Origin of the sequence: Arthrobacter sp. 35/47, assembly GCF_000520475.1 — a bacterium.
In the GTDB taxonomy this organism is placed as follows: Bacteria; Actinomycetota; Actinomycetes; order Actinomycetales; family Micrococcaceae; genus Arthrobacter_D; species Arthrobacter_D subterraneus.
Genome location: NZ_KI914619.1, coordinates 41,561 through 61,824, shown reverse-complemented (window position 1 = coordinate 61,824; position 20,264 = coordinate 41,561). Strand labels below are relative to the sequence as shown.

General features: G+C 63.4%; 24 protein-coding genes. 18 read left to right on the top strand and 6 right to left on the bottom strand.

The features are described from left to right. Positions 1 to 89: 89 nt before the first annotated feature. The 3 genes from prfA to X803_RS20610 are packed head-to-tail and all read left to right on the top strand — an operon-like array spanning position 90 to position 2,852. Positions 90 to 1,166 (top strand): peptide chain release factor 1, encoded by a 1,077-nt coding sequence (gene prfA / locus X803_RS0115795; RefSeq protein ID WP_026545884.1) that lies wholly within the window; start codon positions 90 to 92, stop codon positions 1,164 to 1,166. Positions 1,167 to 1,180: 14 nt separating this feature from the next. Further along, positions 1,181 to 2,044, top strand: a complete 864-nt coding sequence (prmC, locus tag X803_RS0115790; protein WP_026545883.1) for a peptide chain release factor N(5)-glutamine methyltransferase — start codon at positions 1,181 to 1,183, stop codon at positions 2,042 to 2,044. Positions 2,045 to 2,057: 13 nt separating this feature from the next. Beyond that, a complete protein-coding gene (locus X803_RS20610) occupies positions 2,058 to 2,852 on the top strand; it encodes an L-threonylcarbamoyladenylate synthase (protein ID WP_156930097.1) in 795 nt (264 codons plus the stop codon). Here the strand turns inward: X803_RS20610 and X803_RS20605 are convergent. The 3 genes from X803_RS20605 to X803_RS0115770 are packed head-to-tail and all read right to left on the bottom strand — an operon-like array spanning position 2,779 to position 5,613. Continuing rightward, positions 2,779 to 3,747 (bottom strand): NAD-dependent epimerase/dehydratase family protein, encoded by a 969-nt coding sequence (locus tag X803_RS20605; protein WP_035779484.1) that lies wholly within the window; start codon positions 3,745 to 3,747, stop codon positions 2,779 to 2,781. The two genes, X803_RS20610 and X803_RS20605, sit on opposite strands and share 74 nt — an antisense overlap. Next, complete coding sequence (locus X803_RS20600; protein ID WP_035779431.1) at positions 3,744 to 4,709, bottom strand: glycosyltransferase; 966 nt, start codon at positions 4,707 to 4,709, stop codon at positions 3,744 to 3,746. The genes X803_RS20605 and X803_RS20600 overlap by 4 nt, the downstream gene beginning before the upstream one ends. Positions 4,710 to 4,713: 4 nt before the next feature. After that, entirely contained in the window at positions 4,714 to 5,613 is a 900-nt protein-coding gene (locus X803_RS0115770; protein ID WP_026545882.1) for a glycosyltransferase, read from the bottom strand. Between the two features lie 179 nt (positions 5,614 to 5,792). Here X803_RS0115770 and X803_RS20595 point away from each other — a divergent pair, with 179 nt between their 5' ends. The 13 genes from X803_RS20595 to X803_RS0115705 all read left to right on the top strand — a co-directional run bounded on the left by X803_RS20595 (position 5,793) and on the right by X803_RS0115705 (position 17,185). Next, positions 5,793 to 7,652: a polysaccharide biosynthesis protein gene (locus tag X803_RS20595; protein WP_084033861.1), complete on the top strand. Its 1,860-nt coding sequence runs from the start codon at positions 5,793 to 5,795 to the stop codon at positions 7,650 to 7,652. Next, positions 7,652 to 8,662, top strand: coding sequence for an MraY family glycosyltransferase (locus tag X803_RS0115760; RefSeq protein ID WP_026545881.1), 1,011 nt, complete (start codon positions 7,652 to 7,654; stop codon positions 8,660 to 8,662). Before X803_RS20595 ends, X803_RS0115760 begins: the two co-directional genes overlap by 1 nt. Positions 8,663 to 8,765: 103 nt before the next feature. Continuing rightward, positions 8,766 to 9,263, top strand: a complete 498-nt coding sequence (locus tag X803_RS0115755) for a hypothetical protein (protein WP_026545880.1) — start codon at positions 8,766 to 8,768, stop codon at positions 9,261 to 9,263. After that, complete coding sequence (locus tag X803_RS20590; RefSeq protein ID WP_156930096.1) at positions 9,256 to 9,591, top strand: AtpZ/AtpI family protein; 336 nt, start codon at positions 9,256 to 9,258, stop codon at positions 9,589 to 9,591. The genes X803_RS0115755 and X803_RS20590 overlap by 8 nt, the downstream gene beginning before the upstream one ends. A 75-nt stretch (positions 9,592 to 9,666) precedes the next feature. Next, a complete protein-coding gene (atpB, locus tag X803_RS0115745; protein ID WP_026545879.1) occupies positions 9,667 to 10,491 on the top strand; it encodes a F0F1 ATP synthase subunit A in 825 nt (274 codons plus the stop codon). A 77-nt stretch (positions 10,492 to 10,568) separates the two neighbouring features. Beyond that, positions 10,569 to 10,772: an ATP synthase F0 subunit C gene (atpE, locus tag X803_RS0115740; protein WP_009356484.1), complete on the top strand. Its 204-nt coding sequence runs from the start codon at positions 10,569 to 10,571 to the stop codon at positions 10,770 to 10,772. Positions 10,773 to 10,822: 50 nt separating this feature from the next. Beyond that, positions 10,823 to 11,374, top strand: coding sequence for a F0F1 ATP synthase subunit B (locus tag X803_RS0115735; protein ID WP_026545878.1), 552 nt, complete (start codon positions 10,823 to 10,825; stop codon positions 11,372 to 11,374). Continuing rightward, positions 11,374 to 12,189: a F0F1 ATP synthase subunit delta gene (locus X803_RS0115730; protein ID WP_026545877.1), complete on the top strand. Its 816-nt coding sequence runs from the start codon at positions 11,374 to 11,376 to the stop codon at positions 12,187 to 12,189. Before X803_RS0115735 ends, X803_RS0115730 begins: the two co-directional genes overlap by 1 nt. A gap of 104 nt (positions 12,190 to 12,293) precedes the next feature. Continuing rightward, positions 12,294 to 13,928 carry a F0F1 ATP synthase subunit alpha gene (atpA, locus tag X803_RS0115725; protein WP_026545876.1) on the top strand — a complete coding sequence of 545 codons (1,635 nt, stop codon included), beginning with the start codon at positions 12,294 to 12,296 and terminating at the stop codon, positions 13,926 to 13,928. An 86-nt stretch (positions 13,929 to 14,014) separates the two neighbouring features. Then, entirely contained in the window at positions 14,015 to 14,908 is an 894-nt protein-coding gene (locus X803_RS0115720; RefSeq protein ID WP_026545875.1) for a F0F1 ATP synthase subunit gamma, read from the top strand. An 80-nt stretch (positions 14,909 to 14,988) separates the two neighbouring features. Next, a complete protein-coding gene (gene atpD / locus X803_RS0115715) occupies positions 14,989 to 16,452 on the top strand; it encodes a F0F1 ATP synthase subunit beta (protein WP_026545874.1) in 1,464 nt (487 codons plus the stop codon). A 6-nt stretch (positions 16,453 to 16,458) separates the two neighbouring features. Next, positions 16,459 to 16,743 carry a F0F1 ATP synthase subunit epsilon gene (locus X803_RS0115710; RefSeq protein WP_026545873.1) on the top strand — a complete coding sequence of 95 codons (285 nt, stop codon included), beginning with the start codon at positions 16,459 to 16,461 and terminating at the stop codon, positions 16,741 to 16,743. A gap of 10 nt (positions 16,744 to 16,753) precedes the next feature. Continuing rightward, entirely contained in the window at positions 16,754 to 17,185 is a 432-nt protein-coding gene (locus tag X803_RS0115705) for a DUF2550 domain-containing protein (protein WP_026545872.1), read from the top strand. A gap of 104 nt (positions 17,186 to 17,289) precedes the next feature. Here X803_RS0115705 and X803_RS0115700 read toward each other — a convergent pair whose 3' ends face one another. Beyond that, the gene (locus X803_RS0115700; protein ID WP_026545871.1) at positions 17,290 to 17,493 is read right to left on the bottom strand and encodes a cold-shock protein; all 204 of its coding nucleotides are present in this window, start codon (positions 17,491 to 17,493) and stop codon (positions 17,290 to 17,292) included. 317 nt (positions 17,494 to 17,810) lie between these two features. After that, positions 17,811 to 18,506, bottom strand: coding sequence for an endonuclease NucS (gene nucS, locus X803_RS0115695; RefSeq protein ID WP_026545870.1), 696 nt, complete (start codon positions 18,504 to 18,506; stop codon positions 17,811 to 17,813). A 64-nt stretch (positions 18,507 to 18,570) separates the two neighbouring features. Between nucS and X803_RS0115690 the strand changes: the two genes are divergently transcribed. Together X803_RS0115690 and X803_RS0115685 are read left to right on the top strand one after the other, a co-directional pair. After that, positions 18,571 to 18,891 carry a hypothetical protein gene (locus X803_RS0115690; RefSeq protein WP_026545869.1) on the top strand — a complete coding sequence of 107 codons (321 nt, stop codon included), beginning with the start codon at positions 18,571 to 18,573 and terminating at the stop codon, positions 18,889 to 18,891. Between the two features lie 89 nt (positions 18,892 to 18,980). Then, positions 18,981 to 19,766, top strand: coding sequence for an alpha/beta hydrolase (locus X803_RS0115685; RefSeq protein ID WP_026545868.1), 786 nt, complete (start codon positions 18,981 to 18,983; stop codon positions 19,764 to 19,766). A 24-nt stretch (positions 19,767 to 19,790) separates the two neighbouring features. On the opposite strand, the gene X803_RS22905 is transcribed toward X803_RS0115685, so the two are convergent. Continuing rightward, positions 19,791 to 20,264: AI-2E family transporter (locus X803_RS22905; RefSeq protein WP_035779428.1), on the bottom strand; the 474-nt coding region annotated here is incomplete at its 5' end.

Genomic DNA, 20,264 nt, shown 5'->3' with positions numbered 1-20,264 from the left:
CCGGCGTTAAGCCGCCGTCGCTTCAAAAGTCCGAGGAATTCGCCCTAATCTAGACTGGCTTGAAAGGCCAGAAAGAGGTTGTGTCCGTCATGTTTGAGTCCATACAGGGCCTGCTCGATGAGCATGCTGACCTGCAGGTCCGCCTGTCCGATCCGGCCGTACATACTGACCAGTCACTGGCACGCAAACTTGGCCGGCGCTATGCCGAGCTCAGCGGCATCGTCGAAGCGCACACGCGCTGGAAGGCCCTCCAGGATGACCTCGAGGCGGCCCGCGAAATGTCCGACGACCCCGAGTTCGCCGCTGAAATCCCCGAGCTCGAACAGCAGCTGGCCGCTGCACAGGAACGCCTCCGCCGGCTCCTCATTCCACGCGACCCCAACGACGCCCGCAACGTCATCATCGAGGTCAAGGGCGGCGAAGGCGGCGACGAGGCTGCCCTTTTCGCCGGCGACCTGCTGCGCATGTACACCCGGTACGCCGAATCCCGGGGCTGGAAGACGGAAATCATCTCCGCCAACGAGTCCGACCTCGGCGGCTACAAGGATGTCCAGATGGCCATCAAGGGTTCATCCAACGATCCCGCTGAGGGCGTGTACGCACGCCTGAAGTTCGAGGGCGGTGTCCACCGCGTCCAGCGTGTCCCCGTCACTGAATCGCAGGGCCGTATCCACACCTCGGCTGCCGGAGTGCTGGTGCTGCCGGAGGTCGATGAGCCGGAAGAGGTCGAAATCAGCCAGAATGATCTCAAGATCGACGTCTACCGCTCCTCGGGTCCCGGCGGGCAGTCAGTGAATACTACCGACTCCGCGGTCCGCATCACCCACCTTCCCACCGGCATCGTGGTTGCAATGCAGAACGAGAAGTCGCAGCTGCAGAACCGCGAAGCGGCGATGCGCGTACTCCGGTCACGCATCCTTGCCGCGAAGCAGGAAGAGATCGACGCCGCGAACTCCGATATCCGTAAGTCGCAGGTGCGCACCATGGACCGTTCGGAGCGCATCCGTACCTACAACTTCCCGGAGAACCGGATCGCCGATCACCGGACCGGCTACAAGGCCTACAATCTTGACGCCGTCATGAACGGCGAACTGGAGCCGGTAGTACAGTCAGCCATCGAGCTCGATGAGCAGACCCGGCTCGATGCCATCGGCGACGACGCCTAAGCCCGCCGCACACCATGGACTCGCTGGACGAAGCCCTGCGCGCTGCCGTCTCTACCCTCGCGGACGCCGGCGTACCGAGTCCCCGGGCTGACGCAGAGCTCCTCGCCGCACACCTGTTGGGGGAGAGCGTCGGCAGGGTCCGGGCGCTTGCCCTTGTCGGGGCGGCCGCTCCGGAAGGGTTCGGAGAACTGGTTGCGGAGCGTGCCCGGCGGGTGCCGCTCCAGCACATCACCGGTGTCGCCTACTTCCGCGGATTGGAGCTCGCCGTGGGACCCGGCGTCTTCATTCCCCGTCCCGAGACGGAGACGGTTGCCCAGCTCGCCATCGATGCTGCCCGGCTCATTCCGGGTGCACGGGTTGCCGACCTCGGCACGGGGTCGGGCGCCATTGCAGGCTCAGTCGCGCAGGAAGTGCCGGATGCGCTCGTCTTCGCCGTCGAGCTGAGCGACTTGGCCTTCGCCTGGGCCGAACGCAATCTCACGCCGTTCGGCGTCACCCTGGTCAGGGCGGACTACGCGGAGGCGCTCACCGAACACAATGGAACCTTCGATGTGGTGGTGTCGAATCCTCCCTATATCCCCACCGAGGCTGTGCCCCGTGAGTCCGAGGTGGCTGAGCACGATCCGGACATGGCGCTCTACGGAGGAAGCGCCGATGGTCTGCGCCTCCCGCTCGCGGCCGCGGCTTCTGCCGCACGTCTCCTGAAGCCCGGGGGTTACTTTGTGATGGAACATGCCGAGGTGCAGGCCACAGCGCTCGCGGCAATACTCGGTGCAGACCCCTCCTGGACAACGGTCCTCACCCACCAGGACCTTTCCGGCCGCGACCGTGCGACGTCGGCCACGCGAACCGATATGCCGTTGGACGGCAGGAAGTGAAAGGATGGCTGGCGTGAGTGCCATGTTTGACTGTTCCGATCCGACCGAGCGCAGTGAAGGGCTGGCGCGCGCCCAGCGCGCGCTCGCTTCACAGCAGTGCGTGGTGATTCCCACCGACACGGTGTACGGGATCGCTGCCGACGCGTTCGCTCCGCAGGCTGTTGCCGCGCTGCTGGCAGCCAAGGGCAGGGGACGCAGCATGCCGCCTCCGGTTCTTATTCCGCGTGTGCAGACCCTGGACGGCCTCGCCGTGAACGTCAGCCTTGAGGCGCGCCGCCTCGCCGAGGAATTCTGGCCCGGGGGCCTGACCCTCATCTGCCACGCCCAACCCTCGCTCAGCTGGGACCTCGGCGACACCTTCGGAACCGTGGCACTGCGCATGCCGGACGACCGCGTCGCGCTGGACCTGCTCATCCTGACCGGTCCTCTTGCGGTTTCCTCGGCGAACCGCACGGGGCAGCCGGCGGCGGCCACTGCAGCCGAGGCGTATGAGCAGCTGGGCGACGCCGTCGAGGTCTATCTTGAGGACGGGCCGCGCTCTGCCGACGCAGGCGCCTCAACCATCGTGGATACCACCGGCGACCTGCCGATCGTGGTCCGGGAAGGAGTGATCTCCTTCGAGGAACTGCGTGCTGTGGTCCCCGGGGTGGTTCTGGGGACCGGCACTGAGGCGACTGATGCCCCCGCAGGGAACCCTGCATCCGGTAGCCCGGCCACCGGGGACCCGGAGGACATTACTCCTGCCCGGAACCCCTCGGCTGGCGCCGGCCGCGCCGACGGGCACCTGCCTCCTCAAGGATCGAACTGACCCTCGACGGCAGGACGACGCCTTCTTCAGCCGTCCAACCGGCCACCTGATCCTGGCCGAACCACATCAGTTCGACGCGCCTGACGGACCCGTGCAGGCGCTCCCCGAGAAGGGCTGACACGGTGTACCCGGTACGCAGGACGACGCGGCACAGGGAGCGGGGGAGAACCAGGGGCGTGCCGCCGGTTGCCTCCAGCACCGTCCGCACGGTCATACCCTCCCAGGGCTGGAGCACAATCTGCGGCAGCTGACCCTCATGGGATCCCACCGTCCGCACCAGTTCTGCCAGCGCATCGACGGACGCCACCGGACTGGGCGCTGTGCCGGGGGAGGCGACCGAGGCAAGGGGCGAGGCTGCGAGGCGGGCGAGTGCCGCCGTCGTCGGCCGCTCAATGCCCTGGACCGAAGTGGCACGGACCGAGATTATCTCAGGTCCGCCCGGCGGAAACATCCGCAGCGCCCGCTCCCCGAGGGCCTTGCTGCGCGAGTACGGCGAGAAGGGAGCGGTGTCCGACGACTCGTCGAGAACCGGGCGGTGTCCCTGCACAGCCGCGCTGCTGAGGTGAACAAACCGCGGAACGCCTGCCGTGGCGCACGCCCGGGCAATCAGGATCGGAAGCAGCGCGTTGGCACCGGTGAGCTGAAGGGATTCCGGGCTGCGGGGAGCGGCGGCGCCTGCCGCGTTGACCACCACCGCGCTGCCAGCCAGTTCGCGGGCCAGCAGATCGACGACGGCGCCCTGCCGGTCGGCGTCGGCGAGCAGTTCCAGCGGCGTCCGCGCCGCAGAGGCCACGCGCGGGGCGCGGACCGGCAGCGCTTCCTCGCCCGCTCCGGCGAGCGTCTTCAGCACAGCGCCGCCGACAAAGCCGCTGCCTCCGATCACTGACCACCTCATGAGGCCCCGTCCGTCGGACGGGGGGCCGGCGCGGGCATCGGTGACCAGTCCGGATCCCGCAGGATGAAGCGGGATTCCCGCCAGCCGTTCCACAGCGGCTTCACGCCGGACAGCGTATGCTCAACGGCGGCCAGCCTGAGGATTTCCTTCGCCGCCGTCAGCGCGGTGCCGAGAGCAAATCCTGCGCGGCTGAACTTTCCGTATTCCATGAGATACCTCGCCAGGTGGCCGCGGTTCCGCATCCCGCAGTAGCGGCCCAGGTTGCTTGAGTCGTTCAGGTGACGCAGGCCAAGATCGATCTGTTTCTGCGGCCGGGCCTTCCGCAGCACGAACGCATCGATGTACACCACTGGCTCCCGCTGCGAGATGAGCCAGCCGTACGTGGTGTCATCCCCATTGATGAAGAAGCGTGGATCCGGCAGCCCGACCTCGCGGACCACGTCGGCGTGCAGCATCACTCCCTCGAAGCACGCCACGTTGGTACGGAAGACCGGCGCGTGGGCGAATACATTGCCGGGAACGGGAAAGTGCACGCCGAGGAAATCATTGAACCTGTGCTGCCAGAAGAACGGCTCACCGGTATGGTCCAGGCGCCGGCCGTGCAGGCAGCGGTACTTCCCGAGCCACGGAGCGAAGGCGGCGAGTGCGCCGGGCAGGATTTCGACGTCGTCGTCCATCAGCCAAAGCCAGGTGGCGCCCTGGGCGAGGGCACGCTCCACACCAGCGGAAAAACCGCCGGAACCGCCGACGTTTGCGGGGAGCCGGTGTACGGTCAACGGAACCGGCAGCGAGGAGGCGGCGGCCTCCAGCACCTCTGCGGTGGAGTCGGTGCTTGCGTTGTCAACGACGACGACGGCGGCAGGAGCGGGATCGAGGCGGCCCAGCGACTCGAGCAGGCGGCTTAGATAGCCGGCCCGGTTGAAAGTGGTCACCACCACGGTGACCGGCGGAAGGGCGGTCACCGGGTCAGAACCCGAAGTCCGAGGGCGGACCGAAGCTTCGCCCGCGCACCCCCGCCAGGTAGGCCCGGGCCCAGGATGTGAGTCCGCGGACGTCGCCGCGCCGCAGGTAGTACACCGGGTAGCCCACCACATCGGCGACCAGCGACCGCCCCCGGAGATACCGGCGGGTGAGGTGCCCGCGGTTCCGGAAGAAGTAGAAGCGCTTGAACTCTGTCTCGGGAACCAGGACGTGGAGCCTGTCGCCCAGTACCTGCTGGACTTCGGCCCATCCCGGAGGATGGCTGAGGGCAACGGTCGTGACCGTGCCGAAGGCGATCCCGGCACGGCGCAGACGCAGCATGAAGTCGGTCTCATCGCCCCGGATGAACAGGCGCAGGTCCGGAAGCCCGACGCGGAAGAAGACATCGGAGCGGATCAGGGCGCCATTGAAGAACTGCGCCGTGCCCGGGATGAAGCCGAGCTTTTCCACCTGAGCGCGGTCATGGGTGGTTCGCCCCTCAACCCGGAAGGGAAAGGACAGCCGGGACGAGTCGGTCGGCGCTACGATCAGCGGGACGACGACGTCGAGGTTGCGGCTGCGGGCGGCCGCCAGCAGGCTGCTGAGCACGCCCGTGTCTTCCGGGTGCGCGTCGTCGTCCATGATCCAGATCCACTCGGCGCCGCTGGCCATCGCGGAAAGAATGGCGAGGGAGAATCCGCCGGCGCCGCCGAGGTTGGTGGCAGAACGGATGTAGTTGACGGGAGCATCCGAGCCCGCTGCCAGGGCGGCAACGTCCTGGGTGCCGGAGTCGACGAGGGCCACCGAGGCGATGGAATGATCCTGTCGCGAGAGAGCTTCGAGGAGTGTCTGTACGTCATCCGGCCTGTCGAAAGTCACTGCCGCTACAGCCACGGTTTCCTGCAAAACGGTCCTTTCGGCCAGCCTGCGCGGCGCGTGGGAACTCGGTGAGGTGGTCACGGAGAGCGCGCATCACTCGGGCTAGTATTCTCGGGTAGGGAAAGTCTATTACACGGCCCAGGCGGTCACTTCGCCCAGGATCCGACGGTGGCGTGACCGCGCTACAGGCTCCATCCAAAGGAATCATGACACAGACGGACACTCGCAACTCACAGCAGGTGCAGCACGAGAACGGTGGCGGGCGCGAGGATAAGCCCGGGCTTTGGATCTGGGCGCAATATGCGTTGGATTCTGCAGCATGGATTTTTGCTATCGTCCTCGCGCTGGTGCTGAGACTGGAGTTGCTCGTCGAGCAGGTTCACATCCCTGGAGTTGCGGTCATTTGTGGAATCGCCGTTGTCGCACAGTTTGTAGTGGGGCTCAGTTTCGCGCTGTACCGAGGAAGGTACACTTTCGGGAGTTTCCACGAGGCCAAGCTTCTCGTTCTAGTAACAGTGATCGTTTCGGTCATCCTCTTGCTCGTCAGTATTGCTCTCTTCACAGTGATCCAAATTCCCCGCAGCGTAGCTATCATTGCGTTTCCGTTTGCCTGCATGCTGATGGCATCGTCGCGGTACCTGAAGCGCATGTATGTCGAGAGTAAAGCCAAGCCCGGAGACGAAGCCCACCGGACGCTAATCTACGGAGCGGGCTTTCTAGGAAAATCGCTGGTTACCCGGATGATGCAGGATCCAGAATCGCCATACTTCCCAGTAGGGCTGATCGATGACGATCCCACCAAGAAACATCTTCGATTGTCCACAGTTCCGGTGCTTGGACGACTTGAAGATCTACCAGAAGTTGCGCGTAGAACTCAGGCAACAACGCTTGTCATCGCGTTCTCGAACGTAACGGCGGCACGAATGCGTGAAGTTTCAGACAGGGTTTCGGGGCTGGGCGTAAGGGTCTTGGTGCTCCCGCCACTCCGCCAAATCCTCGCAGAAGGTGGAGAGAAGGTCTTAGATGACTTTCGCGATGTCGCTGTTGAGGATCTCATTGGGCGACGGCCCGTCGACATCCATGCCGACGAAGTTGCCGGCTACATTACGGGCCGGCGAGTGCTCGTAACCGGTGCAGGCGGATCCATCGGTTCAGAGCTCTGTCGGCAGATTGCTGAGTATTCACCCGCTGACCTCATTATGCTCGACCGCGACGAGACTGGACTTCAGACCACCCAGATCTCCCTGACGGGAAGGGGACTGCTGACGGGTAAGGACACAATTCTGGCCGATATTCGGGACGCCGAAACCCTGCGCACCCTTTTTGTGGACCGTAAACCAGAGGTGGTCTTCCACGCCGCAGCACTCAAGCATGTTTCCCTGCTGGAGCAGTACCCGGAAGAAGCGTGGAAAACCAACGTAGTAGGGACCCTCAACGTGTTGCGTGCTGCGGAAGCGGCAGGAGTCAACACCTTCGTCAACATCTCCACTGATAAGGCGGCCAATCCGACCAGCGTCCTCGGTCGCTCGAAACGGATTGCGGAGAAGCTGACCGCGTGGACCGCCAGAGCCGCAGGCAATAAGTATGTATCGGTCCGCTTCGGAAACGTGCTCGGCAGCCGAGGGTCAATGCTCCCGCTGTTCACCGAACAGATCCGCTTGGGCGGACCGGTCACCGTTACCGACCCGGAGGTCACAAGGTTCTTCATGACTATCCCGGAAGCCTGCCAGCTCGTGATTCAGGCGGGGGCGATCGGCAGAGGAGGCGAGGTGCTCATTCTGGATATGGGAGAACCGGTGAAGATTCTCGACATTGCACAACGGATGATCGCTATGTCCGGAAAAGAAATCGACATTGAGTTCACGGGCCTGCGTCAGGGGGAGAAACTTCACGAGGAATTGGTCGGTTTGGGCGAAAGCGAAGTTCACCCGTTCCATCAAATGATCCTGCATGCTCCAGTGCCCACACTTAATCCGGCTGAGTTGGAATCAGAACGACTGAACCACAAGGTCTGCACGGAGACTCAGTCCGATACCGAGGGACGCCCTTCCGGTAAGAAGCTCTGATGTTGTTATGGCTGGTTGCCGGTGTAACCCTGCTCCTAAGCACGCTGCTTCCTTTTGCGTTCAAGCCGTTGCTAAGGCGAATGGGCGTCTTTGACATCCCAAATGAGCGCTCGTCCCACGACTCCGTGGTTATCCGTGGGGTGGGAATCACTGTCGCAGCGAGTATTGCAGTCGGCTTGGTGCTGTCATTGCTAACCCGGTTAGTTCCGGTAGATCGCTCCGTCGTGTTGATTGTTCTGGCTATTTTGTCCTCAGCGGCTGTGCTCGGATGGACGGAAGACTATCGTGGGCTGTCCATCCGCTTAAGAGCGCTGATGCAATTGGCGATTGGTACTGTCGGCACTCTGGCACTTGCCTGGACCATCGAACAGTCGTACTGGTGGGTTCCCGTTGGGGCACTTGCAGTCGCGGCATATATTAACGCCGCCAACTTCATGGACGGCATCAACGGGATCTCGGGACTGCACGGAGTCCTGGTAGGCATCTTCTACTCCGTGGCAGGCACCATGGTGGGCCAATTCTGGCTGACCGTTGCGGGCCTCGTCGTAGCGGCGGCGTTTGCCGGGTTCCTGCCCTGGAACCTCGGGCGGGGATTCGTTTTCCTGGGCGACGTCGGCAGCTACCTGCTCGGCGCTTCCATCGCCGGAATGGCGGTTGCCGGTCTGCTGGCCGGCGTGTACCTCGAATACCTGTTCTCCCCGGTACTGATCTACCTGGCCGACACCTTCCTCACCTTCCTCCGGCGGGTCCGCGCGGGCAAGCGCTGGTATGCATCCCACCGCGAGCATGTCTATCAGCGACTCACCGATGTCGGTCTGACCCACCTCCAGTCCGCGCTTGTGGTGACGGTCTGTTCCGCCTTGGTTGGAGTGGCAGGATTCATCCTCGCTACCGCTCCGCCGCCGCTCGCCATCGCCTGCTCCCTGTTCGCGGCCGCCGTCGTCGCCCTCTATATCTACTCGCCGGTGATCCTGGCACGGCTCCGACGGTCGGCTTCAGCCGATCGTTAACCTGAGCAACTACAGGAGGGCGCGATTTCTATCTGTTGTAGAATTTCAGGAGTAGCCAGGCAGCTTCCGCCGGCGCCACCCACCTGTGATGGACGGAAATCCCATGAGCTCATCTGACGCCTCGCGCGCCCGTGGCTCCGGTGTTTCCGCCTCCGGGCCCACCCCATCGCTCTGGCTGTACATCCTGCTGCGCTGCGTCGCCGGAACAGGCGCGGCCCTCATAGTGGCAGCCGCCGTCGCGTTCATGCTGCATGGAAGCGGTGCCGCCGCAAGTGCCGTTTTCGGTTATGCGGTCGTAGCGCTTTTCTTCGGGGTCAGTCTGCTGATCGGCCACTTTGTGGGCCGTTCCAACCCAAGCGGAGCGTTGGGGATCTTCGTCGTCACCTACGCGATCAAAGTGGTCGGCTTCGCGGCTGTCCTCTTTTTTGTCGGTGCACCGCAGTGGCTCGACCGCACCTGGTTCTTCGGGTCCGCAGTCGGGGCCGTGGTGCTATGGCAGATCATCGAGGTTGCCGTGTTCACCAGGGCACGCCACCAGCTCTATCACGACGACGACGGGGCGCCGCTCTCCGGCCAGCGGGCGGTTGACGGACATGCCTGAAAACGTTCCGGGAACCGGTGGGGAAGTGCCCGGCAAGCCGTCCGACCGCGATCCCCGCGGAAGGTATGGCGAGGCCGGCTACAACGATGGAATCGCCGTTTTCAGCTACATCGTTGGCGGGATCATCGTCTGGAGTTTGATAGGCTGGGGGCTGGACAATCTCCTGGGAACGCGTTGGCTCGTGCTCGCCGGAGGCCTCTTGGGTGCAGTGGGCGGTTTCTATCTCTCCTACAAGCACAACCTCACCCGTTCCAGCTCCACCGGTGCCGGCCCAGTGCCGGAACGCAAGCACGGTCCGGAGGAAGGTTCCCAGAGCAATGTCGAATAACTTCATTTGTCGGAGCAGTAATGCTGTGCCCGATCCAACTACGCCCAACGATGGACACTGCAGAGAGGAAACGCGTTGATCGCGCTTGCGCTCCCCGCTCAAACCACCACTGAAGAGGGCTTTGTCCCACCCACGATCGAAGAGGCGCATCCGCCGAACATTCTCCCGTGGAATACCGAGTACGGCGTGTGGTTTGCTCCGGGCTTCGGTAAGCAGATGCTTCTGGTCATCCTCTCCGTTATCCTGATCGGCGCCTTCTTCTACGTGGCGTCCCGCCGCGGGCAGCTGGTTCCCGGGAAACTGCAGTTCGTGGGTGAGGCCGCCTACGGCTTCGTGCGCAACTCCATCGGCAAGGACATCATCGGCGGACGCGAGTACCTCAAGTACGTGCCCTGGCTGTTCACCGCGTTCTTCTTCATCCTCGTGAACAACATCTTCGGCGCCATCCCGCTGCTTCAGATTCCGAGCTTCTCCCATCCAGGCAGTGCCTACGCGATCGCGGCCATCTTCTACCTCCTGTGGATTGCGGTCGGCGTCAAGAAGCACGGCCTGCGCTATTTCAAGCTGGCAGTGGTGCCCTCGGGCGTCCCGTGGTACATCATGCCGCTGGTGGTTCCGATCGAGATCATCTCGAACTTCCTTGTCCGTCCGGTCACTCACTCACTCCGTTTGTTTGCGACGATGCTTGCCGGTCACCTGATCGTGATGCTGGCAGGCAGCGCAATCGAATTCATGACGCTGTCGGGGAACGTGCTGCTGCAGGGAACCGGCCTGCTGGTTCTCGGCGGTGCGGTCGCGATGTACATGCTCGAAGCCTTGATCATGGTTCTGCAGGCGTACGTTTTCACCCTGCTGGCCGCGATCTACATTGAGGGCGCGCTCCACGCGGACGCCCACTAACAACACGTAACAAAGTCTTCCCCGCTGGGGATGATCCCAACCAACCTGCCGCATAGCGGCATCTTGAAAGGAAAAAAATGGAAGGCAATCTGAACCTCGTAGGTTACGGTCTCTCCGCAATCGGCGGTGGTATCGGTGTGGGCCTGGTCTTCGCCGCGTACATCAACGGTGTTGCTCGTCAGCCGGAGGCACAGCGCGTGCTGCAGCCGATCGCATTCCTTGGTCTGGCACTGACCGAAGCCCTCGCCATCCTCGGTCTGGTCTTCGCCTTCGTTCTCTAGAAGAGTCGCTGGTCAACCAAACAGACTAGTTGTAGAAAGACGGGTGAAACATGGATAGCGCAGTCATACTTGCAGCTGAAAGTCCCCTCGCACCGAACCTGTGGGAATTGCTGGTTACGGTCGCGGGCTTCGCTGTACTGATGTACATCGTTATCAAGTTCGTGATGCCGGCGTTTGAGAAGACGTTTGCAGAGCGCACTGAAGCCATTGAGGGCGGCATCGCCAAGGCGGAAGCCGCGCAGGCGGAAGCCAACGCCGCACGCGAAGAGTACAAGCAGCAGCTGGTCGATGCTCGTACCGAGGCGAACCGCATCCGCGAGGAGGCACGTGCCGAGGGCGCCCAGATCCTTGCGGAGCTCAAGGAGAAGGCTGTCACGGAGGCGAACCGCATCTCGGCCCAGGCCGAGGCGCAGATCGAGGCCGATCGCCAGGCGGCAGTGGTCGCGCTGCGGGCCGAGGTCGGTACTCTCGCCACCGAGCTGGCCAGCCGAATTGTCGGTGAGTCCCTGGCCGATGACGCGCGCTCAGCTCGCGTCGTTGACCGCTTCCTCGCTGATCTGGAGGAGCAGTCCGCTACCCAGAGCGCAGGTGCAGCCAAGTAATGGCAGGCGTATCTAGCCAGTCCCTCACGGAGGCACGGCAGGAGCTTGAACTCCGTCTCGGCTCAGCATCACTGACGCTGGCGGAGGAACTCTTCGGCGCCCTCGATGCACTCGATTCAAATGCAGGACTCCGCCGAGCCCTCACGGACCCGAACCGCCCGAGCGAGGACAGGGTTGCCCTGGCAACCCGGCTCTTCGCCGGACGGATCTCGCCGGAAGCAGCAGAAATTGTGCGGGGGCTGGTTGCCCGTCGCTGGGCCAAACCGCGTGATCTCGGTGATGCACTCGAAACTCTCGCCGCAACAGTCGCTATCGCTGTGGCCGAGAACAGGGGCGAGGGGATTCAGGGACTGGAAGGTCTGGAAAATGACCTCTTCTCCTTCCTGAGCGTCGTTGAATCGAACCATGAGCTCCAGCGGGCGTTGTCCGAACCCCAGGCTGAGGGGTCCGCCAAAGTGGCGCTGGCCCTGAAGCTTGTTCCCCTTGCGGGAGACGAGGCGCGGCTCCTGATCCGTCAGGCGGTGCTTTCGCCCCGGGGTCTGAAGCCGTCCGCACTCGTTCAGCGGTTCATTGAGCTTGTCGCGCTTCGCCAGGAGCGGTGGATTGCCAACGTCAGCGTCACCCGTCCGCTGTCGGATGAGCAGTTTGCACGTCTCCAGGCAGGGCTGAACGCGCTGTATGGCCGGGACCTCAAGATCAATGTCAACCTGGAGCCCTCCCTCGTGGGCGGCGTTCGGGTGAAGGTCGGAGACGAAGTGGTGGACGCTACGGCGGTAACCCGCCTGTCTGAACTCCGCCGGAAGATGGCTGTCTAGCCGTTCGGCTACGGCTCCGCTGAAGCTAGCTTCGATACAGACGAAAACAACACCGGTCGCCGCTTACCGGCGGTGATCACAACACAGGAGAGCAGGGACTGCAGATGGCCGAATTGACCATCAACGCCGACGACGTCCGTAATGCGTTGAACGAGTTCGCGGCGTCCTACGAACCCGGAAACGCCGAGCGGGTCGAAGTTGGCCGCGTAACGAGCGCAAGCGACGGCATTGCCAGGGTAGAGGGTCTTCCCTCGGTCATGGCGAATGAGCTGCTGCGCTTCGAGGACGGCACTCTGGGCCTCGCCCAGAACCTCGACACCCGTGAAATCGGTGTCGTCGTCCTCGGTGACTACACAGGGATCGAGGAAGGCCAGGAAGTACACCGGACCGGGGAGATCCTCTCAGTTCCGGTGGGCGACGCCTTCCTGGGACGCGTGGTTGATCCTCTGGGTCAGCCCATCGACGACCTCGGCGAGATCAAGGCGGAGTCGCGGCGAGCACTGGAGCTCCAGGCGCCGGGCGTTACGCAGCGCAAGTCTGTGCACGAGCCGATGCAGACCGGCCTGAAGGCCATCGATGCGATGATCCCGATCGGCCGCGGACAGCGCCAGCTCATCATCGGCGACCGCCAGACCGGCAAGACTGCCATCGCGGTTGACACGATCATCAACCAGAAGGCCAACTGGGCTTCCGGTGACGTCCAGAAGCAGGTTCGCTGCATCTACGTCGCCATCGGTCAGAAGGCATCGACCATCGCGGCCGTGCGGCAGACCCTCGAAGACAAGGGCGCCCTCGAATACACCACAATCGTGGCTTCTCCGGCCTCGGACCCCGCGGGCTTCAAGTACCTCGCGCCCTACGCCGGATCGGCCATCGGCCAGCACTGGATGTACGGCGGCAAGCACGTCCTGATCATTTTTGATGATCTCTCCAAGCAGGCTGAGGCCTACCGCGCAGTTTCACTGCTGCTGCGCCGCCCGCCGGGACGTGAGGCGTACCCCGGTGACGTGTTCTACCTGCACTCCCGCCTGCTGGAGCGTTGTGCGAAGCTCTCCGATGAGCTGGGCGCCGGCTCGATGACCGGCCTGCCGCTGGTCGAGACCAAGGCGAACGACGTGTCTGCCTACATCCCGACCAACGTCATCTCCATCACCGATGGCCAGATCTTCCTCCAGTCTGATCTGTTCAATGCGAACCAGCGGCCGGCCGTCGACGTCGGTGTGTCGGTTTCCCGCGTCGGTGGCGCTGCGCAGGTCAAGGCGATGAAGAAGGTCTCGGGTACGTTGAAGCTCGACCTCGCCCAGTACCGCGACATGCAGGCATTCGCCATGTTCGCCTCGGACCTGGATGCGGCGTCCCGCCAGCAGCTGACCCGCGGCGCCCGCCTCATGGAACTGCTCAAGCAGGGCCAGTACGCGCCGTTCCCCGTCGAGGAGCAGGTCGTCTCCATCTGGGCCGGAACCAACGGCTACCTTGATGATGTTCCGGTCGAGGACATCCGGAAGTTCGAGTCGCAGTTCCTCGAGCATCTCCGTCACAAGTCCTCCGTGCTGACCACGCTGGCACAGACCAACCAGCTTGAGGACTCCACCGTGGATGAGCTGAAGTCGCAGATCACCGACTTCAAGCAGGGATTCTTCGGTGAGGGCCACGACGGCCTGGTCGCAGGGCACGAGGAGCACAGCCCGCTCGACGAGGGCGCTGTGGACCAGGAAAAGATCGTCAAGCAGAAGCGCTAACGGCTCGGGCGAAAGCGCGCACCGCGCGCGGACGCCCGCAGCCTGAGCCGTAGTGCCTTCCAGGGACTACGAAGGAAAGGACAAGTATGGGAGCCCAGATCCGGGTCTACCGCCAGAAGATCGTGTCGACTACGTCGATGCGGAAGATCTTCAAGGCGATGGAACTGATCGCCACCTCTCGCATCGGTAAGGCCCGGGCGCGTGTGTCGTCGTCATTGCCCTATGCCAATGCAATCACCCGTGCAGTTTCCGCTGTTGCGTCGCAGTCCGAGATCGACCACCCGCTGACCACCGAACCGGAGCAGATCCGGCGGGCGGCAGTGCTCATCATGACCTCGGACCGGGGCCTGGCAGGTTCCTACTCTGCGACCGTGCTCAAGCAGGCGGAGTCGCTTCTTGAGCTGCTCCGTGAGGAGGGCAAGGAAGTCAAGCCCTACCTCGTTGGACGCAAGGCCCAGGCCTACTTCGATTTCCGTGGCCGGTCCTACGAGCAGGTGTGGACCGGCGGCACGGACGCTCCGGAGTTCGAGACCGCGCGTGAGATCGGCCGGGTGCTGCTTGACCAGTTCGGAACGGACTTCGAAGACGGCGGCGTGGATGAGATCCACGTTGTCTACACGCGTTTCCGTTCGATGGTCATTCAGGAGCCCACGGTGGTCCGGCTGTTGCCGCTGGAGGTTGTGGAAGAGGAAGCCGGCAGCGAGTCGGATCTCCTCCCGCTCTACGAATACGAGCCCGAACCCGAGCGGGTTCTGGATGCACTGCTTCCGCGGTACATCGAGTCCCGGATCTTCGCGGCCCTGCTCCAGGCTGCCGCGAGCGAGCTCGCAGCACGCCAGCGGGCCATGAAGTCGGCGGGGGACAACGCCACCGACCTGATCAAGAAGTACACGCGCCTTCGCAACACCGCCCGCCAGGCGGAAATCACGCAGGAGCTTTCGGAGATCGTGGCGGGTGCGGACGCGCTCAGCGCGTCCTGACCCCCGGCCTCCGCGGACCCCTCCGGGTTCCCAACGCACTATTATTAGCACCACGCCATCTACCGAATGAAGTGAGAGAGATGACTGCCCAGACTGTTGAGAACAGTACGGACTCAGTTGCCCCCGGCGCGACCGGCCGCATAGCCCGTGTCATCGGCCCGGTTGTCGACGTCGAGTTCCCGGCTGACGCCATTCCCGCCATCTACAACGCGCTGACCACCGAGGTGACCCTCAACGGCGAGACGCGCACCATCACGTTTGAAACCTCGCAGCACCTGGGCGACAACCTGGTGCGCGCCATCTCCCTGCAGGCAACCGACGGCCTGGTCCGCGGCACGACGGTGCAGGACACCGGCGCTGCCATCTCCGTTCCGGTCGGCGACGGCGTCAAGGGCCACATCTTCAACGTTCTGGGCAAGCCCCTTGACGTCGACGAGTCGCAGCTGGAAATCACCGAGCGGTGGCCGATCCACCGCAAGGCTCCGTCCTTCGCATCCCTCGAAGGTTCCACCGAGATGCTCGAGACCGGAATCAAGAGCATCGACCTGCTTACCCCCTACATCAAGGGTGGAAAGATCGGGCTCTTCGGAGGTGCGGGCGTCGGCAAGACGGTCCTCATCCAGGAAATGATCACCCGTGTGGCACGGAACTTCGGCGGTACCTCGGTCTTCGCCGGCGTGGGTGAGCGTACCCGTGAGGGCAACGACCTCTGGGTTGAAATGGAAGAAGCCGGTGTTCTCAAGGACACTGCCCTTGTGTTCGGCCAGATGGATGAGCCGCCGGGAACGCGTCTTCGGGTTGCGCTGTCAGCTCTCACGATGGCTGAGTACTTCCGCGACGTCCAGAAGCAGGACGTTCTCCTCTTCATCGACAATATCTTCCGGTTCACCCAGGCCGGGTCGGAGGTGTCGACCCTCCTGGGCCGCATGCCGTCGGCTGTGGGCTACCAGCCCAACCTGGCCGACGAGATGGGCCTGCTGCAGGAGCGCATCACCTCCACCAAGGGCCACTCGATCACGTCGATGCAGGCCATCTACGTCCCCGCGGATGACTACACGGACCCGGCGCCGGCAACCACCTTCGCGCACCTCGATGCGACCACGGAACTCTCGCGTGAGATTGCGTCGCGTGGTCTGTACCCGGCGATCGACCCGTTGACCTCTACCTCGCGTATCCTCGATCCGCAGTACATCGGTCACGATCACTACAACACCGCCGTACGGGTCAAGCAGATCCTGCAGAAGAACAAGGAACTTCAGGACATCATCGCCATCCTCGGTGTTGACGAACTGTCCGAAGAAGACAAGATCGTGGTCTCGCGTGCCCGCCGCATCCAGCAGTTCCTCTCGCAGAACACCTACACTGCCAAGCAGTTCACCGGTGTCGAGGGATCGACTGTAAGCATCAAGGACACCATCGAGGGATTCAACGCGATCTGCAATGGCGATCTCGACCACATCGCCGAGCAGGCGTTCTTCAACATCGGCGGTCTTGATGACGTTGAGCGTCAGTGGGCGCGGATCCAAGAGCAGAGCGGAAAGTAAGCCCCCATGGCTGAACTTGAAGTTGAAATTGTCGCGGCGGACCACTTCGTGTGGTCCGGTGCGGCAACCATGGTCAAAGCCCGCACTTCTGACGGGGAAATCGGCATTCTTCCCGGCCATTCACCGGTGCTTGCCATCCTCGCCGAAGGCGAACTTGCCATTCAGCCGGTCTCCGGCGAACGACTCACGGTTGGTGTCGACGGCGGTTTCTTCTCCGTGGACAGCAACCGCGTGGTGATCGTTGCCGACAATGCCAGGATTGGCGGTTCAGTGACCGCAGACACCAAGTAGCGAAACCCTGATGGACGGCATCGGAATCACGTTCATCACTCTGGCGGTGCTCTGCGCACTGCTCGTGCTGATGATCGGCGCCTTCTGCCTCCGCCGCTACCAGCTGCGCACTGCACTCGGAACCTTTGACGCCTCCATTCGCCTCCCTGACCGGGGATGGCGGATGGGGGTTTGTCGCTATACGGACAAGCATCTGGAGTGGCTTCGTCTTGTGTCCCTCAGCCCGCGTCCCAGGCACCGCTACCTTCGGAGCTCGCTCGAGCTGAAGGGCTGGCGTGAGCCCTCCGAGCAGGAGAAGGCCCAGGTCCAGCCCGGCGGAATCATCGTTTCGCTGAGCTATGAGGGGACCGACGTGTTGCTGGCAATGAAGTTCGATGTGTACGCCGGGCTGTCATCGTGGCTGGAGGCCGGTCCGGTCATCGGGATCGGTACCTGGCGGTAAGCGGCCGAATCTGACAGCAGAACCGCATCAGGCACAGCAGAACAGCTTAAGCAGTGACGGCCCCCGCAGGATTGCGGGGGCCGTCACTATTACGCGGACACGAGTTACAGCGCGGTGACGCCGGTGGCCTGGGGGCCCTTGGCGCCCTGACCGATCTCGAACTGCACGCGCTGGTTCTCATCAAGGGTGCGGAATCCGCCGGTCTGGATCTCCGAGTAGTGAACAAAGACGTCGCCCTCGGAGTCATCCGGTGTGATGAAGCCGAATCCCTTTTCAGCGTTGAACCACTTGACGGTTCCCTGTGCCATTTATATTTCTCCTCATAATGGAACATATTCTGACCGGCACACTGTATGCCGGCCGCGAGTTACTCCGCGTGAATTCCATCGAGGACAAGAATGACCCTGTACTGACGAGGAGCTTCACGCTCGCAACCTGTCTTGCGAGCATGAAAAACCACGTACACAAAGACTGAAATAAGCATCACATAGCCGTATGGGCTGGTCAACGGACAATCCGGTGAATAAACCGATTGTTAAGCGGAAATTCGGCTATTGCGGAAGTTCCGGGTTCAGGTAACCGGTTCAAAGCGAATTCAGGCGCTGCCGGGGCCTTGTCGCGAATGCTAGAAGAGGCGGGAATCGACGTCGTCAACGCCCCGCATGGCGTCATAGTCGAGCGTTAAACAGTCGATGCCGCGGTCCTGGGCAAGTACCCGCGCCTGGGGTTTGATCTGCTGCGCTGCGAAGACTCCCCGCACGGGGGCCATCAGCGGATCCCGGTTCAGCAGCTCCAGATACCGGGTCAGCTGTTCCACACCGTCAATATCACCCCGCCGCTTGAGCTCAATCGCCACCGTGCGTCCCTGGCCGTCCCTGGCGAGGATATCCACAGGGCCTATTGCCGTCATGTATTCGCGGCGGATCAGGGAGTAACCGTCTCCGAGGAGGTTGATCTGTTCGGCGAGCAGTCTCTGCAGGTCAGCCTCCACACCATCCTTGACCAGTCCGGGATCCACGCCGAGGTCGTGTGAACTTTCGTGGAGGAGTTCATGGATGCTGATCACCAGGCGGTCGTCACTCTTGGCGTGCTGCACGTTCCAGGTCTCGGATACCCCCAGCTCCGCGTCCTCGGGGGCGGGCTCGACGATCCGGAGGGTGGCCGGAGGGCTCATCCAGTTCAGCGGCTTGTAGGAGCCGCCGTCGGAATGGACCAGCACCGACCCGTCGGCCTTGACCATCAGCAGCCGGGTAGCGAGCGGGAGGTGGGCACGGAGACGACCGATGTAATCCACGGAGCAGCGGGCAATGACTAAACGCACCCTTGGCACTTTACCGGCACCGGCGGGTTTCCTGTTCACAGCGCACCCGGTGCAGACTGGATCCATGCCCCGTTCCAATCAGCCGCGCAGACCCCGCGGGCAGTCGCGGCGAAAGTGGTCCGAGGCTCCGGAGCTGGATCTTGAGCGCGCCCGGGCCGGCATCCCCACCAGGGAATCAGCGCCCGACGGCGTCTGGTCAGTCAGGCGGATCACCGAACGGAATGCCGCCAAGTACTATGTCTGTCCGGGGTGCCACCGGGATATTCCGCCCGGTCTTGCCCACCTGGTGGCCTGGCAGGAGGACTCCCTGTTCGGTGCGGAAACCGCGCTGGCGGACCGGCGCCACTGGCATCTGACCTGCTGGCGTACCCGGCGATCCGGCTGACTGGATTGGCCGCGGCGTGAGTACCTGTGGCCAGCTGCGCCGTCGCGGTTCCGCAGGCACTCCACGGCTTCAGTAGACTGCATTGGATGATGAGTGCAGCGCCTGCGTACCAGTTCTCCGACAGCTCCGAACCATCCGAAATCAGGGCAGGCACGGTTCTGCCGGCCGAGCGGCGAGCTCTCGAGCTGACCACGTCGGACGGCCTGACCCTGGTCGGTGAGTTTGCCGCGCCGGAGGACAGGGAGCCGGCGGCCACGCTTGTGACACTGCATCCCCTGCCCACAGCGGGCGGTTTCATGGACTCCCACGTCTACCGCAAGGCGTCCTTCCGGCTGCCCGCGCTGGCGGACATCGCCGTCCTGCGCTTCAATACCCGGGGTACCTGCTCACCGCACGGCTGCAGTGACGGTGAATTCGACGGCGGCAACCTGGAACGGCATGATCTTGAGGCCGCGGTCCGGTGGGTCGTGGAGCAGGGGCTGAAAAACGTGTGGCTGGTCGGATGGAGCTTCGGTACGGAGCTGTGCCTCAAGTACGGTGCCCGGGAGCCGGTCGCCGAGTTCATCGAGGGCGCTGTCCTGCTGTCACCGCCGCTGCATCGTGCGTCCGACGCTGACCTCGACTCGTGGGCGCAGGCAGAGCTTCCCCTCCATGTGCTGGTGCCGGAGCATGACGATTACCTTCAGCCGCCCGAGGCTGCCGAGCGTTTTGCGCGGGTGCCGCAGGCACGCGTGGTGGGCGTGGACGGCGCCAAGCATCTCTGGGTGGGGGAAAAGTACGTGAGCCGGGCGCTTGAGGAAATTGCCGGCGTCGTACTCGGCAGGGCGGTGGAGCTGCCCACTGAATGGACGGGGCCCACAGCGCGCGCCGAGTGACGCCGTCCGCGCCGGAGCTGACGGCTACTGGTTGTCCTGCCGTGCGATGAAGACCTCCTTCAGGAGCAGCATGGCACCGGCGGCCAGCGGAATGGCGATCAGTGCACCCAGCACGCCAAGAAGACTTCCGCCCGCGATCACCGCGATGACGGCTACCGCACCGGGTACCGCCACAGCCTTCTGCATGATGCGGGGAGAGATGAAATATGCCTCCACCTGCAGATAGGCCACATACAGCACTGCGAACAGTGCCGCGGTCTGCCACCCGGCGGTGAGGGCCACAAGACTGACGACGACGGCGGCAATCACCGCGCCGACCAGCGGAACGAACGCCAGCATCGCCACAATGAATGCGAGCAGGACCGAGAACGGAACGTCAGCGATAGTCATGAAGATGAAGGCAAAGGACGCGTTCAGCAGGGCCACACACGCCTGGCCGATGACGTAGTTGCCGACGCTGCTCGTGATCTCCTCGGCGAGCCGCTCCACGCGTTCGCG